Source organism: Nonomuraea zeae (assembly GCF_005889725.1).
Lineage (GTDB): Bacteria > Actinomycetota > Actinomycetes > Streptosporangiales > Streptosporangiaceae > Nonomuraea > Nonomuraea zeae.
This window is the reverse complement of the sequence record NZ_VCKX01000001.1, coordinates 125,884-141,331: the sequence shown is the minus strand read 5'-3', so window position 1 is coordinate 141,331 and position 15,448 is coordinate 125,884. Positions and strand designations below refer to the sequence as shown.

Sequence of the window (15,448 nt, the reverse complement as noted above, 5' to 3'; positions counted from 1 at the left end):
CTTCCGTGTTCTTTTAGCTACTCCTACAGTGATGCCCACCGTCACTCCAGCATCCTTGAGAGTTACTTTGAGCATCCGTGTGTACCGCAACGCCACCATCCGCACCGGAGCGGAAGGCCGTACGCCGGCCCAGGCCATGGCCGTGGACGGCGAGCACCTCGTGGCCGTCGGCTCCGAGGCCGAGGTCCGCGAGGTCGCGGGCCACGGTGCCGCACTCGTCGACCTGGAGGGCGCCGCCGTCCTGCCCGGTCTCTACGACGCGCACATCCACACCGCGCAGTACGCCCACAGCCTCGGCGCGATCGACCTGCGCGAGGTGCGCTCGCTGGCAGAGGCGCTGACCATGATCGGCGAGCACGTCGCCAGGCTGCGCCCCGGCGGCTGGCTGTTCGGCGGCCGATGGAACAGCAACACCTGGGACCCCCCGGCCCAGCCGGACAGGTACGCGCTCGACTCGGTCAGCGCCGGCTTGCCGATCGCCCTGCCGAACATCGACGGCCACACGGTGTGGGCCAACTCGGCGGCCCTGCGCCTGGCCGGCATCGACGCCTCGACCCCCGACCCGGTCGGCGGCGAGATCGTCAGGGACGCCGACGGTGAGCCCACCGGCATCCTGCGCGAGTCGGCCTCCTACCCGCTGCGCGCCCTCATGGTCTCGGGCGACCTGAGCGACAAACTCCGCCTGGCCCAGGACGAGCTGCTCGCCCTCGGGCTCACCAGCGTGCACGACATCGACGGCGAGGACTGCCGGGACGCCTACCTGCGGCTGCGCGACGCGGGGGAGCTGAAGATCCGCGTGCACAAGGCGATCCCGGCCGTCCACTTGGAGGCCGCCATCGCCGAGGGGCGCCGTACCGGGCAGGGCGACGACTGGATCCGCACCGGGCCGGTGAAGATCTTCAGCGACGGCGCGCTCGGCTCGCACACCTGTCACATGAGCGAGGCGTTCCAGGGCGACGCCGGCAACCTCGGCATCGCGGTCACCCCGTACGACGATCTGGTCAGGCTGTTCAGGACCGCGGTGGACGGTGGTGTCGCGATCGCCACGCACGCCATCGGCGACCAGGCCAACCACCTGGTGCTGGACGCCTTCGAGGCCATCGGCCGCACCCCCGGGCTGCGCCACCGCATCGAGCACGCCCAGCACCTGCGCCGGGCCGACCTGACCAGGATGGCCAGGCTCGGCGTCGTCGCCTCCATGCAGCCCGTCCACTGCACCAGCGACATCGACCTGGTCGACTCGCTGCTCGCCGGGCAGGACCTGGCCTCGTACGCCTGGCGCGGGATGCTGAACGCCGGCGTCGCGCTGGCCTTCGGCTCGGACGCGCCCGTCGAGCACCCTGATCCGTTCGCCGCGCTGTACGCCGCGGTGACCCGTACCCGCCAGGACGGCACTCCAGCCGGCGGCTGGCAGCCGGAGCAGCGGCTGAGCATGGCCGAAGCGATCACCGCGCACACTCTCGGCGCGGCGTACGCGGCAGGGGAGCAGGACCGCAAGGGCGTCCTCGCCCCTGGCATGCTCGCCGACTTCATCGCGGTGGACACCGACCCCTACCTGGAGTCGCCCGACGCGGTGCTGCGCACCAAGGTCATCACCACCGTTGTCGGCGGCGAAGTCCGCTGGCAGCGATCCTGAAGGAGCACCCCCTTGAACACCCGTACCCCTGCCCTCCTCATCACCGGCGCCCTGCTGGCCGCCACCACCGCCTGCGGCGCCCAGTCACTCGACGCCGCCGGGAACGATGCCGAGCAGCCTGCCGCCGAGGTCGTCCTCGACGAGGCCCCCGCCGAGGAGAAGGCGGCCGGCGTCATCAACGCCATCACCCCGGACAAGGAGCTCGCGGCCAAGGTGCCCGCGAGCGTGAAGTCCGGCGGCCTGAAGGTCGTCTCCTCGATCGGCTACCCGCCCATGGAGCTGTGGGCCAGTGACGGCAAGACGGCGATCGGGTTCGATCCCGCGCTGGCCAGGGCCATCGCCAGGAAGCTCGGCGTGAAGTACACGCTCACCGACGAGGAGTTCAACTCCCAGATCCCCGGCGTGCTCACCGGCCGCTACGACTTCGTGATCTCTTCCATGACCGACAACGCCGAGCGCCAGGCGAAGATCACTTTCGTCGACTACGTGAAGGCGGGCTCCGGCATGCTGGTCAAGAAGGGCAACGCGGCCGGCATCGCGGGCCCCGCCGACCTGTGCGGCAAGACCGTCTCCGTCGTGGACAACGGCTCGTCGCTGGAGCTCGCCGAGAAGTACGACGCCGAGTGCGCGTCCGGTGGAAAGCAGGCGCTGAACATCCTGAAGTTCCCCGGCGACACCGAGGCGATGCTCCAGGTCATCAACGGCCGCGCCCAGGCCACCGTCACCGACTACGTCGTGGCCGCCTACAAGGCCGCCGACCCCAAGGTCGAGGTCGAGGCCATCGCGCTCGAAGGCACCGAGAGCCCGTGGGGGATCGGCATGAAGCCTGACAACACCGCGCTCATCGACTCGGTCAAGGGCGCGCTCGACTCCCTGATCAAGAGCGGTGAGTACGGCAAGCTCCTCGCGGCCTGGAACCTGGACAAGCTCGCGGTCCAGTCGGCCGTGGTCAACGGCGGGAAGTAGCGTGCGCACCGAACCGATCGCCGGCCCGTCGGGGGCACTGGTCCCCGTCGCCCGCACCCATCATTGGGGCCGTACGCTCTCCGCCGTGGCCGCGCTGGCGATCTTCGGCTGGCTGCTGTTCCTCATCGTCGTCAACCCGCGCCTGGACTGGGGCGCGGTCACGACCTACGTGTTCAATGAGCGGATCCTGGCCGGCGTCTGGGTCACCATCGAGCTGTCGGTGCTGGCCACGGTCCTCGGACTGGTGCTCGGCGTGCTGATCGCGGTGATGCGGCTGGCGCACAACCCGGTGCTGACGTGGCTGGCGACGCTCTACATCTGGTTCTTCCGCGGCACTCCGGTGCTGGTCCAGCTCATCTTCTGGTACAACCTGGCGTTCCTGTTCCCGGCTCTGGTGATCAAGATCCCGTTCACCTCGATCGGCCTGATGTGGGACACCAACGCGTTGATGACCGGCTTCACCGCCGCCATGCTGGGCCTCGGGCTGAACCTGGCCGCCTATTTCGCCGAGACCGTACGCGCCGGCATCCAGGCCGTCGATCAGGGGCAGACCGAGGCGGCCTACGCGCTGGGCATGACCCCGGCCAAGCGCATGCGGGTGATCGTGCTGCCTCAGGCGCTGCGCATCATCATCCCGCCGACGGGCAACGAGTTCATCTCCATGCTCAAGACCACCTCGCTCGTCTACGTCGTCGCCGGGCACGACCTGATGACCAACGCGAGCCAGATCTACAAGTCCAACAACATGATCATGGAGCTGCTCATCGTGGCGAGCCTCTGGTACCTGCTCCTGACCACGGTGGCCACGTTCCTGCAGGGCAGACTGGAGCGCCGTTTCGGGTCCGACGCCGTCCGGCTGGTCCGCCGCGGTGGGGCGGCCGCCAAGATCCTGCCCAAGGTTCCCGCGTGAGCCCGGTCGTGCACGCCACGGGCGTGCGGATGGGCTTCGGGGACGTCCAGGTGCTCAACGGCGTGGACTTCGAGGTCGCGGCCGGTGAGGTGAGCTGCGTCATCGGCCCCTCGGGGTCGGGCAAGTCGACGTTCCTGCGCTGCGTCAACGGGCTGGAGCCGGTGCTCGGCGGCAGCCTGCGGGTGCTGGGCGAGGAGGTGGGCCACTCGCTGCGGGACGGCCGGTATCACCCCTGGTCGCCCAAGGAGTACGCGGCCTTCCGCAAGAACATCGGCATGGTGTTCCAGCGCTTCAACCTCTTCGCTCACCACAGCGCGATGGACAACGTCGCCTGCGGCCCCGTCCACGTCCTGGGCACCCGGGCGGAAAAGGCGAACGCGCTGGCGATGGAGCTGCTGGACCGGGTCGGCCTGGCCGACCACGCGCACAAGCGGCCGCACCAGCTCTCCGGCGGACAGCAGCAGCGGGTGGCCATCGCCAGGGCGCTGGCGATGAACCCGGCCCTGATGCTCTTCGACGAGCCCACCTCGGCGCTCGACCCCGAGCTGGTCGACGAGGTGCTGGAGGTCATGCGGGGCCTGGCCGCCGACGGGATGACCATGGTCGTGGTGACCCACGAGATCGCCTTCGCGCGCGAGGTCGGCGATCGGCTGACCTTCTTCGCCGACGGCGTGGTCGTCGAGCAGGGCCGCCCCGCCGAACTCCTGGCCAACCCCGCCCACGAGCGGACCAAGGCGTTCCTGTCCAGCGTGCGCGGCCCCGGCGCCTGACCGGCCACGGGCGGCCCGGCCGGCCGGGCCGCCCGCCGGGGCTCGGCACGCCGACGCGGGTGGTCATCCTGACGTCTCACGGGCACCTGGGCTCGACAGGGCAGGCAACGGGCGTGGGGTTGTTGCACCGGCCCACAGCCAAGATGTGATCGAGTCTGGTGGTCGGAGCTGGTCTGCCGGCCGAGAAGCTCACCCACAGTTACGGCTGGAGCACGGGCACGGTGTCCGCTGCCGTATGCCGGGTCCCACGCGCAGACCGGCTCGTTCGGTTCGTCCGGCAAGAAGGTGGTCTTGTCCGTAGTTTGGTGTTGATCACGTGGAGGCCGGAGGGAACGGGGCGCGGTGGTGAGGGTGCTGTCTGGGCGGTATGAGCTGCTCGAGCTGCTGGGGCGGGGCGGCATGGGGGTGGTGTACCGGGCGCGTGACCGGGAGCTGGAGCGGATCGTGGCGATCAAGGTGCTGCCCGCGCAGATGCTGCGCGATGAGGACTTCCGGGCCCGGTTCCGGCGGGAGGCGCGGGCGGCGGCGGGCCTGTCGCATCCCGACATCGCGGTCGTCTACGACCTCGGTGAGGACCCCGGTGAGGGGGAGCCGGTTCCGTATCTGGTGATGGAGCTGGTGGAGGGCGGGACGCTGGCCGATCTGCTGCGCCAGGCGCCGCCGACCCCGGACGAGGCCGGGCGGATCGTGGCGGCGGTCCTGGAGGCGTTGGAGCACAGCCACGGGCGGGAGGTGGTGCACCGTGACATCAAGCCCGCCAACATCATGGTCCACCGCGTAGGCGGCCGGGTGCGGGTGAAGGTGATGGACTTCGGGATCGCCAAGCTCATGTCGGAGACGGCCACCCGGTTGACCGCCACCGGAACGCGGATCGGTACCCCGTCCTACATGTCGCCCGAACAGGCCGACGGCAAGCCCGCCGACGCCCGCTCGGATCTGTACTCCACCGGATGCGTGCTGTACGAGATGCTCACCGGTCGGCCGCCCTTCACCGGGGACTCGCCCGCCGTCGTGCTCTTCGGGCACCTGCGCAAGACCCCGCGGCCGCCCTCACAACTGATCCCGGCCCTGGCCCCCTTCTGGGATCAGGTGCTGGCGACCGCGCTGGCCAAAGACCCCCAGCAGCGTTACCGGGATGCCGCGGCGATGCGACAGGCCATCGAAACCGGCTTGTCCGCCCCCACCGAACGGGCACCCACCGGACCGGCGCCCACCGAACTGGCCCCCTCCGTGTCGGCCCTCCACGCGCCCGGCTCTCCCGGTCTCGGGGATCGGCCCGCGGCCGCATCCGCAACGCGAGATCACGTCGCGGGCGCGCCGTACCGGGTCCTGTCCCGCCGCCGCCTGCTCACCGGGCTGGGCATCGCAGGCCTGGCCGCCGCCCTGCCGGCCGCCTACTACACCTTCACCCGGGAAGACCCCGCCACCCTCCTCGGCCGGCGGCTCACCGGCCACGAGGGCATCGCCCACGCGGTGGCGTTCAGCCCGGACGGCAAGCTCCTGGCCATCGGCAGCGGAGACAAGACCGTGCGGTTGTGGGACGTGGCCACCCGCGCACTCCTCGGCCCGCCCCTCACCGGCCACACGGACGGCGTCCACGCGGTGGCGTTCAGCCCGGACGGCAAGACCCTGGCCACCGGCAGCTATGACGACACCGTGCGGCTGTGGGACGTGGCCACCAACACCTCGATCGGCCGCCCCCTCATCGTCCTCGCCGACGACCGCGACTCGGTGGCCTCCGTCTCCGTGGTGGCGTTCAGCCCGGACGGCAAGCTCCTGGCCGCCGACGATGACGACGCCGTGCGGTTGTGGGACGTGGCCACTCGCACCCCCCACGGCCGTCCTCTCGCCGGCCGCAACAACCTGACGGGCTCCGTCTCCGCCGTGGCGTTCAGCCCGGACGGCAAGCTCCTGGCCGCCGACGATGACGACGCCGTGCGGTTGTGGGACGTGGTCACCCGCGCCCCTGTCGGCCGCCCCCTCGCCGGCCACAACAGCTGGATCGCCGCAGTGGCGTTCAGCCCGAACGGGAAGATCCTGGCCACCGGCAGCAGTGACCACACTGTGCGGTTGTGGGACGTGGCCACCCGCACCCCCATAGGCCGCCCCCTCACCGGCCACACCGAGGGCGTCGATTCTGTGGTGTTCAGCCCGGACGGCAAGCTCCTGGCCACCGGCAGCAGTGACGAGACCGTGCGGTTGTGGGACGTGGTCACTCGCACCCCCGTCGGCCCGCCCCTCACCGGACACACCGACTGGGTCTTGTCGGTGGCGTTCAGCCCCGACGGCAAGCTCCTGGCCACCGGCGGCAGGGACGACACAGTGCGGTTGTGGCAACTGTGAAGTGATGCCGATCGCGTCGCAACCTGTGCCGATCCTCCCGCCTGTGCTCTGTTGACCCGTGCTTACCTGGCCAGGCTTGGATCCAGCGGTCGATGCCAGGGGCTGTAGAACACATCCTTGCCTCCAACGAACGGCAGCAGGCGCTCAGTCTCCTGCTCCAACGCCGCCCGATCGGTCGCGGACAGCGGGCGGAACGGAGTGAGGCGCACGGTGTCGCCTTCGAGGGACCAGCTTCCGCGTACGTGGCCGTCCACGAGGAAGGTGGGCCGTACCTGTGCCTGGCCGGGCATCACGCGCTTTCGGTCCTCGTCGCTGATGATGCGGGTCCGGTCGGCGTGGCCGAGCAGGGCGTTGTCGAAGGCGGGCAGCAGCCGTACGGGGGCGGGCATGTCGGGATCGGGCAGCTCCGCGTCGGCCAGGTCGATCAGCTCCCGCCCATCGGGGCCCCGGTAGTGGCGCAGCTCGGCGCGCATGCCGGAGACGATCTCGCCGAGCCGGGTCAGCCCGGACCAGGCCTGTACGTCCATGGTCCCGGCTGGGCCGAACGCTGCCAGATAGCGGCGGATCAGGTCCTTGGCGGTCGCCGGGACCATGGGCAGGCCGAGCCAGGTCCCGGCGGGCGTGACGGAGACGGCCGACCGGGTGCCCCAGGAGCCCCATGTGCCGGTGGCCGGGCTGTGGATGAGGGGGGTTCTGAGCTCGACCTCCCCGGCAAGGATCCGCCCGTCGCGGCCTGGGTGGCGTTCGGCCAGCCGTCGGGCCAGCTCCTTTCGCGGGGTCGTTCCGCCCGCCAGCAGCTCAAGCCCGGTGGCGACCAGCGAGGCGGTGTCCAGGCCCGCGCTGTTGCGAGCGAAGTAGGCCGAGCGGGCGGTGCGGTCGAGCACGGGCTGCAGCAGCGGCCGCAGCCGGCGGAAGTCGTCGGCCGCGGTGAGGTGCTGGGTGCTGCGGAGCAGGCCGGAGCGGACCACCTTCCGATCCTGCAGCAGTGTGGTGAGCTGGGCGTGGGTGAAGCCGCAGATCCTGCTCCACAGCCCGACGTAGGGCCAGTTGGGCTCTTGCGCCTGCAGCGCGACGAGGCGCTCGATCACCTCCAGCGGGGTGTGATCGGTGCGGGCCAGCAGGAACTGGCGGCCCAGCAGGGCCCGGTTCAGTGCCCTGGCCGAGAGGGGCGTCACGACAGCCGCACCGAGACATTGCCCCGGTAGGACCCCTGGAGCAGGGACAGGAACGCCTGCGGCACGTCTTCGATCCCGCCCTTGATGACCGTCTGCGGGTAGACGAAGCGGCCCTCGTCCAGCCAGGTGCCGAAGTGTTCCCGCCAGGCGGCGATCTGGTCGGGGGTGTGGTGGCAGGAGAACGGCAGCAGCCGGATGCCCCTGGCCTGGGCCGCGGCGTGATCGGGCTTGGGGAAGCGCTCCGCCGCGTCGCCGAGCTGGCTGGACAGGGAGCCGCACAGCGCGAAGCGGGCGCCGGGCCTGGCCGTCCGCAGCGCGGCCTGATACTGCTCGCCGCCCACGACGTCGAAGAACACCGAAATGCCCTCGGGCGCGAGCTCTCGGAGCCGGTCCACCGCCGAGCCGTCGTGATAGTCGAACGCGGCATCGTAGCCGAGCTCGTTCACCAGATAGTCGACCTTGGCCGGGCTGCCGGCGCTGCCGATCACCCGCGCCGCGCCCAGGCACTTGGCGATCTGCCCGGCCAGCGAGCCGACCCCGCCTGCCGCGCCGGAGACGAACACCACGTCGCCCTCGCCGACGCCCGCCACGTCGGCCATCCCGTAGAAGGCGGTCGGCCCCTGCCCGAGGTAGTGACCGGGATCGGTGATGGGGTCAAGCTTGATGTACTGGGCGGCCGGGCCCGCCGAGTACTCGCTCCAGCCGGTCATCGACTGGACCAGGTCGCCGACCGCGAGCTCGGGGCTGTCGGACCGGACGACGGTGCCGATGGCGGCCACGCCCACCCGCTGGCCCGGCTGCCAGGCCGGTACCGGGATGGTGCAGTCCGCGCGCATCAACTCCAGGTAGGTCGCGGCCAGCCCAATCTGGTCGGTCCGCACCAGTACCTGGCCGTCCACCTCGGTCGTGGCGACGGCGAAGTGGTCGAGTGCCGGTACGCCCGCGATCTGCGCCGCCAGCCGGATCTCACGCGTGATCATTTTCTTGGTCCTTACGTCGGTGGTGCCGTCCCGATCGACACTAGAGAGGCTTCCGGTCACTTCTTGACCGGAAGCCGCGCGAGGATGGCGGTATGGCCAACACCAGCTCACGGACCCTCAAACTGCTCTCGCTGCTGCAGACCCACCGTCACTGGCCCGGCATGGAGTTGGCCGACCGGCTCGGGGTCTCCGAGCGGACCCTGCGCCGCGACGTGGACCGGCTGCGCGAGCTCGGCTACCCGGTCAGCGCGGCCCGGGGCACCGACGGCGGCTACCAGCTCGCGCCCGGTGCCGTCCTGCCACCGCTGCTGCTGGACGAGGAGGAGGCCGTGGCCCTCGCGGTGGGCATCGGCGACGCGGCACAGAGCGGGATCGCGGGGATGCAGGAGGCGTCGTTGCGCGCCCTGACCAAGGTGGTGCGGGTGCTGCCGCCCCGGCTGCGGGCCAGGGTGGACGCCCTACGGGAGATGACCCTCTCCGTCGCCGCGTCCGGGCCGGTCGTCGCGGCGGGCGTGCTCACCACGGTCGCCCAGGCCTGCCGGGATCAGGAGCGGCTGCGCTTCGGCTACACCGCCAGAGGCTCCGCGCGCACGGAGCGCGAGGTCGAGCCGCACCGCGTGGTCGCACTCGGCGGGCACTGGTATCTGGTTGCCTACGACCTGACCCGGCACGACTGGCGCAGCTTCCGCCTCGACAGGCTGACGGAGCCGGCCGCGACCGGCACGCGCTTCCGGCCGCGTCCGCTCCCGGCCGAGGACGCCGCGGCGTTCGTCCAGGCAGCGAGCGACACCCCGGCCCCGTACAAGGTCGAGGCGCTCGTGCACGCCCCCGCGACCCGGGTACGGCAGGCGGTCGGTCAGTGGGGCACCATCGAACCGCTCGACCACGACACCTGCCGCCTCACCATGACCTCGACCTCACTCGACTGGCCGACCCAGGCACTGGGCAACGTAGGCGCCGAGTTCGAGGTGCTGGGGCCTCCGGAGTTCGCCGCGCATGTCCAGGAGTGGGGCGCCCGCTTCCTCCGGGCCACCAGCGCGCCCGAGAGACCGCCCCTGCCGTAGCCCGGATCGCGACGACGACGCGGTCTCCGGTCGAGGCGGACGCTCGTCCCGCGTCGCGTCGTCAGGTTCGCCGGTCTCTCAGGGGCTGGAGCGGGTCGGCGGCCTGGGTCTCGGGGGCGTCAGCCTGCTGCCGGGCAAGTCGCGCCAGTCCCGCGGCGAAATGTTCGAGGGACGGCCCTGGCGGGGCCAGCTCGGGCGTGGGGGAGTCCGTCACGGCCGGCTGCTCCGCGCCACGCCGCTCCGAGGGCCCGTCGGTATTCTGGGCGGCGGCCTCCGCGGCCGGGGCACTCCTCGCGGAGCGCTCGAAGAAGCGCAGCAGCTCCACGGGCAGCGGCATGACGAGCGTGGAGGTCTTCTCGGCCGCCACCTCCACCACGGTCTGCAGCAGGCGCAACTGAAGCGCGCCGGGGGTCTCGGTCATGATGGCCGAGGCATCGGAGAGCTTCCGCGCGGCCTGGAACTCCCCGTCCGCGGTGATCACCCGGGCCCTGCGCTCCCGCTCGGCCTCGGCCTGGCGGGCAATGGATCGCTTCATGCCCTCGGGAAGATGGACGTCCTTGATCTCCACGCGATCGATGTGCACGCCCCAGCCGAGCGCAGGGCTGTCGATCATCAGTGCCAGGCCCCTGTTCAGCTCCTCGCGATTGGAGAGCAGGTCGTCCAGATCGCTCTTGCCGATGATCGAGCGCAGTGAAGTCTGCGCCACCTGCTCGATCGCGAACAGGTAGTTCTGTACCGCGATGGCCGCCCGCAGTGGATCTTCGACCCGGAAGTAGGCGACGGCGTCGACCTCGACGGAGACATTGTCGCGGGTGATGCACTCCTGCGTGGGCACCGGCATCGTGACGATCTGTACGTTCACCTTCTTCATCCGGTCCACGACCGGGATGAGCAAGGTGAGTCCTGGCTGGCGTACCTCCCGCTGGGCCCGGCCGAAGCGGAAGACCACACCACGCTCGATCTGACCCACGATCCTGATGCCACCGACCGCCAGGCAGACCGCGATCAGGATGATCAATCCAAGCACGACAGCGATAACCATGGCTCTTCCCCTCCCTTCAAGGCTAGATCCGAGGACCGGCCAGCGTCGGCAAGGAAATCGTCAAGTCCTGGTCAGCGCGCGTGCCGATGGGCTGCGGAAGGTCAGATCGGGCGGTGGAAAGTGGCCCGCCAGCGGTGGCGCCCGCCATCGCGCAGGTCCTCGACCCTCCCCACCTTCAGCCCGCCCACCGCGAAGGCCGCGATCTCCGAGGGGGTCAGCGGCCACGCCGGCGCGAACACCGGCCCGCCCTCCGCGCGCCCCGCCGCGATCACCAGCAGGGTGCCGCCCGGCCTGACGAACTTCGCGATCGCGGCGGTGGCCCGCTCGTGCAGCCCCTCGGGCAGCGCCTGCACGGTCATGATCTCGACGACCAGGTCGAACGCGTGCCGCCACTCGGCGGGCGGGCCAAGCAGGTCGGCGACCCGGTAGTGCACGCCGCTGAAGCGGAACCGCTCCCGGGCCAGCCGCACGGCCGACTCGCTCACGTCGAACGCGACCGTCTCGTAGCCGAGCCCGGCCACGAATTCGGCGTCGTCGCCCAGCCCGGCCCCCACCACCAGCGCCCGCCCGCGCCCGGGGGACACCTGCTGCGAGGTCCACTCGACCAGCAGCGAGTGCGGGGATCGGGAATCCCAGGGCACGATGGCCCCACCGGTCGCCGACTCGGCGTAGAGCCGCTCGAACCAGCCGGTCGGGTCGCCCGCCGCCAGCGACTCCCCGGCCAGCCGGATGGCGTCCTCGTCCGGATCCTTCCCGTCCACCGGCCCTTCCAGCAGCAGCCCGTGAGGCTCGCCCCGTTCCGCTTTCCCGGCCAGTTCCACCAGGTCGACCCGGTCACCGAGCGGGCCGGTGAGCACACGCTGAGCGAACACGCGCTCGTGCGTGTAGCCCCTGCGACGCAGGGCGACGTCGAACAGCGGGAGCAGCGCGCACACGCCGGGCGTCGGGTGGGGGCAGGCCATTTCCCGGTGCCACCACTCCAGCTCGCCCGCCCGGCCCGCGGTCACCAGCTCGACGACGTCCAGGCCGGTGGCGGGCCTGCCGAGCAGCCTGGTCGCGGCGTCGATCACGGCCTCGCGCTGGATCTCGAGCGGCCTGCGCCAGTCCGCGGCCGACAGATCACGCAACCGGTAGGACCTGCCGAACAGCGGGACTCCGACCCGCCGGAACAGCTCGTTGGCGACCACGCGGCTGAGCCTGTGCTCGAGTCGTCGCCCCACGCTGCTCACGACACCTCCGGGCACGGCAACGAGCCGCACCTCGTCGGTGACGGGCTCTCCAGGGTCCCAGTTCCGGTCGTCGATCATCGCGAGATCGACGTCAGCGCTCTTTGCGGCGAGAGCGATGACCCGTGGCCGGACGCGGATCGGCAGGCCGTCGTGGCAGATCTTCCAGGAGAAGCTCTCGAAGAGGTCGCCGGCGCCTCCCTTGTGGGCGAACGCTGCCATGTATCTGGCCACATGCCAGTCGAAGGCGCCCGCCAGGAGCAATTCGACGCGGTGGGCGTCGACCACGGCGACCCGTCCCACCAGGGACCGCAGCTCGGTCATGAGCTTGTGGCGCACCGGCACGACGGCGGAGCGGAGCCAGTCCCAGTCGGGATGGTGCCGGAGCAGGTGCACGCCCCACTGCTCGTGCCAGGCCCACAGCCTGACCTTCAGCAGCTCACGGGTGATGAGCACCCGGAGGTCATGCTCCCCGAGCCCCATGAGGATGTGCGGGCCGAGCAGCAGCTCGACCCGGCCGCCTCGCCCGCGTACCGCCGACACCGACGTCTGCGCCGTCAGGCGCGCGAAGGGCAGGGGCTCGGTCCCGGCCAGCCGCGCGGCCTCCTCGATCACGGCTCTGAGCCGTGGATGGTCGTCCAGCGGAAGCGGCGGACATCGCCAGCCGAATCGCCGGAACCAGTGGCTCGCCAGGAACGCGCACAGAGCGACCCCGAGCAGGGCCAGCAGGAACAGCGTGGGCAGGGTGTCCAGGCCCGAGGTGACCCACAGCAGAGCGGCCCCCACGCCGCAGATCGCCGCTGTCCCGATGACCGTCTTCAGCCACTCGGGCATGAGGCACGACAAGTTTTTCGTCAGCAGGATGCGTAACACCATCCGCCTGGTCAGCACGCCCGCCCACATTAGGGCAGGCAGATCACGCAGGTGTCACGCGCGGAAGGGGTCCTCGGCCATCCTGGCGCAGCCGCGCGGCGCATCGGTCGTTCGCCGTCATTTGGCAGGGCTTCCACCATCGGGCGCCTGATCCAGGCTGACGAAGACGAACGCACTATTCGACGGCGCGCAGCCGACCGGCAGATCCAGGTGGGCGAAGGATCCTGTGGCCCGGGGGGCGTACGCGTCGCCGTACACCTTGTCGCCTTCGAGGATCGAGCCGACGCCATGCCTGCCCCGCTCGATCACCGGAGCGCTGCCCGCGGGCCACACCGGGGCGGCAACCTCTCCCCGCCCGGCGTCCTCTTCGACGCCGAAAGCTTGCTCGAAAGGCAGGCGTCGGCCGCCCGCGCCGTGACCGAGCTCAACGGGACCTACTCAGGGGCGGAGGGGGTGACCCTGATCAGCGGGATCTCCCAGTGAGCGGCCCGGATGGGGTCCAGCATGGTGTCTGTGATGCCGGCGGTGAAGCGTTCGAACCCGAAGACTTTGAACAGCGCCTCGCGCCCGAACTTCGTGCTGTCGGCGACGAAGAACGCTTCGGTCGCGATCGAGCACATTTTGCGCTTGACCTCGGTGGCGTAGCTGGAGCTGGCGTAGATCCCGTCTTCGAGCACCGCCTCGCCGCCGAACACGGCGACGTTGACCCGCATGTTCTCGAGCTGCTGTAAAGACGTGGGGCCCCACATGGACGTGGTCGTCGGCAGGAGCTCGCCGCCGATGAACACCAGGTTGTACTGAGGCTTCCGGGCGATCTCGAGAGCGATGAGCAGGTCGTGGGTCACCACCGTGAGGCGCGAACGAGTCAGGTGACGTGCCACCTCCAGGCACGTCGTGCCGCCATCGATGAGAATCGTCTGGTTCTCCAGCACCCGCTCGGCCATGGCCTGGCCGATCGCCCGTTTCTCGTGCTGCTGTTGCGGCACCGCGCCCTGGCTCGGTGGGGGAACGCTTGCGGGAACGGCGCCACCATGGGTGCGGGTGATCGTACCGGTGGTGGCCAGATGTTCGAGATCTCGCCGGATCGTGGAGGGATCGACACCGAACTGCCGGGCCAGCGAGGCAACACTCTGGAACCCGTGCTCCTCAAGGAGCTCGACAATGCGCTCCCGACGTCCCATCCGCCCCCCCTTCCTCGGTTCGCGAGCATACGCCAGTCCACGTGATGCGCGATTTCGTGCAGACTCTACACGTAATCGGGTGGAAATTCATTGGAAACTCTCGACATACACTTCCTTAACGCCTAGTGTGTGCCCACATCGAGGCATCGATGCACACATTCAGGATCCCGCGTGCACAGGAGACGGCAATGATGCGGAAGCGCAAACAACAGGTCATGGCGGGCGGGCTCTTGGCCCTGCTGCTGACAGGCTGCGGCAGCGTGAACGACGGAGCCGCCGGCGCCCCGAGCGCCGCGAGTCGTACCGCCACGTCGGGAACCACGATGGTCACCGTTGTCAAGGTGAAGGGCATCGCGTGGTTCGACCGGATGGATGAGGGCGTCAAGGCCTACGGGCAGGAGAAGGGCATTGACACCCGCACCGAGGGCGGCGACGACGTCAGCCCCGAGAAGCAGATCCAGATCATCCAGAACCTCATCGCTCAGCAGCCCGCGGCGATAACCGTCGTCCCCAACTCCCCCGAAGCTCTCAGCAGCGTGCTGACGCAGGCCAAGGCCAAGGGCATCATCACGGTCTCGCACGAGGCGACCGGCATCAAGAACGTGGACGTGGACATCGAGGCCTTCGACAACGCCGTCTACGGACAGAAGATCATGAAGAGCCTGGGCGACTGCATGAGTGGCCAGGGCGAGTACGTGCAGTTCGTCGGTGGCCTGACCGCCAAGACCCACATGGAATGGGTCGGCGCCGCGCACGAGTTCCAGCAGGCGAACTTCCCCGGTATGAAGCGCGTCGAGGACCCGATCGAGAGCACCGACAACGAGACCGCCGCTTACCAGAAGGCCAAGGAGATCCTCGCGAAGTACCCGAACATCAAGGGCTTCCAGGGCTCGGCCGGCAACGACGTTCCCGGCATCGCCCGGGCCATCGAAGAGGCGGGCAAGGAGAAGGACGTGTGCGTCATGGGCACGTCGATCCCCTCGGCCGCGTCGAAGTATCTCGCCACCGGCTCGATCGACAAGATCTTCTTCTGGGACCCCGCGCTGGCAGGCAAGGCCCAGCTCGAGATCGCGCGCATCCTCTCGACCGGCGGGAAGATCGAGCCCGGCACGGACCTCGGCATCGAGGGCTACCACAGCCTCAAGAAGCTCGACGGTTACGACAACGTCTTCCTCGGTGACGCCTCGATCGAGGCGGACGCCGAAGCCGCCAAGAAGTACGACTTCTGATCACAGAAGGGGGTCCGGGGGGTGCCCGCCGGACCTCAGTGGAAAGGCGCTCA

13 protein-coding genes are annotated in these 15,448 nt (G+C 70.1%); 7 read left to right on the top strand and 6 right to left on the bottom strand.

All coding sequences use genetic code 11. The annotated features are described in order from the left end of the window. Positions 1–67 precede the first annotated feature (67 nt). From ETD85_RS00545 to ETD85_RS00525, 5 genes are all read left to right on the top strand, one after another. Positions 68–1,636: an amidohydrolase gene (locus ETD85_RS00545; RefSeq protein ID WP_240778706.1), complete on the top strand. Its 1,569-nt coding sequence runs from the start codon at positions 68–70 to the stop codon at positions 1,634–1,636. A 12-nt stretch (positions 1,637–1,648) separates the two neighbouring features. After that, positions 1,649–2,602: an ABC transporter substrate-binding protein gene (locus ETD85_RS00540; RefSeq protein ID WP_138687553.1), complete on the top strand. Its 954-nt coding sequence runs from the start codon at positions 1,649–1,651 to the stop codon at positions 2,600–2,602. Position 2,603: 1 nt separating this feature from the next. After that, entirely contained in the window at positions 2,604–3,512 is a 909-nt protein-coding gene (locus ETD85_RS00535) for an amino acid ABC transporter permease (RefSeq protein WP_138687552.1), read from the top strand. A gap of 29 nt (positions 3,513–3,541) precedes the next feature. Next, complete coding sequence (locus ETD85_RS00530) at positions 3,542–4,282, top strand: amino acid ABC transporter ATP-binding protein (RefSeq protein ID WP_138687574.1); 741 nt, start codon at positions 3,542–3,544, stop codon at positions 4,280–4,282. Between the two features lie 351 nt (positions 4,283–4,633). Further along, positions 4,634–6,625, top strand: a complete 1,992-nt coding sequence (locus ETD85_RS00525) for a protein kinase domain-containing protein (RefSeq protein WP_138687551.1) — start codon at positions 4,634–4,636, stop codon at positions 6,623–6,625. A gap of 62 nt (positions 6,626–6,687) precedes the next feature. On the opposite strand, the gene ETD85_RS00520 is transcribed toward ETD85_RS00525, so the two are convergent. Continuing rightward, the gene (locus tag ETD85_RS00520; protein WP_138687550.1) at positions 6,688–7,800 is read right to left on the bottom strand and encodes a winged helix DNA-binding domain-containing protein; all 1,113 of its coding nucleotides are present in this window, start codon (positions 7,798–7,800) and stop codon (positions 6,688–6,690) included. Then, the gene (locus ETD85_RS00515; protein WP_138687549.1) at positions 7,797–8,780 is read right to left on the bottom strand and encodes an MDR family NADP-dependent oxidoreductase; all 984 of its coding nucleotides are present in this window, start codon (positions 8,778–8,780) and stop codon (positions 7,797–7,799) included. Before ETD85_RS00515 ends, ETD85_RS00520 begins: the two co-directional genes overlap by 4 nt. 92 nt (positions 8,781–8,872) lie before the next feature. On the opposite strand from ETD85_RS00515, the gene ETD85_RS00510 reads away from it, so the two are divergent. Then, positions 8,873–9,844, top strand: coding sequence for a helix-turn-helix transcriptional regulator (locus tag ETD85_RS00510; RefSeq protein ID WP_138687548.1), 972 nt, complete (start codon positions 8,873–8,875; stop codon positions 9,842–9,844). A gap of 61 nt (positions 9,845–9,905) precedes the next feature. On the opposite strand, the gene ETD85_RS00505 is transcribed toward ETD85_RS00510, so the two are convergent. From ETD85_RS00505 to ETD85_RS00490, 4 genes are all read right to left on the bottom strand, one after another. Continuing rightward, positions 9,906–10,886, bottom strand: coding sequence for an SPFH domain-containing protein (locus ETD85_RS00505; protein ID WP_138687547.1), 981 nt, complete (start codon positions 10,884–10,886; stop codon positions 9,906–9,908). 101 nt (positions 10,887–10,987) lie between these two features. Next, positions 10,988–13,003: a class I SAM-dependent methyltransferase gene (locus ETD85_RS66640; RefSeq protein ID WP_276617146.1), complete on the bottom strand. Its 2,016-nt coding sequence runs from the start codon at positions 13,001–13,003 to the stop codon at positions 10,988–10,990. Positions 13,004–13,102: 99 nt separating this feature from the next. After that, on the bottom strand, positions 13,103–13,294 hold the full coding sequence (locus ETD85_RS00495) for a hypothetical protein (protein WP_138687546.1): 192 nt from the start codon (positions 13,292–13,294) through the stop codon (positions 13,103–13,105). A 125-nt stretch (positions 13,295–13,419) separates the two neighbouring features. Further along, on the bottom strand, positions 13,420–14,166 hold the full coding sequence (locus ETD85_RS00490; RefSeq protein WP_138687545.1) for a DeoR/GlpR family DNA-binding transcription regulator: 747 nt from the start codon (positions 14,164–14,166) through the stop codon (positions 13,420–13,422). A gap of 188 nt (positions 14,167–14,354) precedes the next feature. On the opposite strand from ETD85_RS00490, the gene ETD85_RS00485 reads away from it, so the two are divergent. Next, complete coding sequence (locus tag ETD85_RS00485; RefSeq protein WP_240778704.1) at positions 14,355–15,395, top strand: substrate-binding domain-containing protein; 1,041 nt, start codon at positions 14,355–14,357, stop codon at positions 15,393–15,395. Positions 15,396–15,448: the final 53 nt, after the last annotated feature.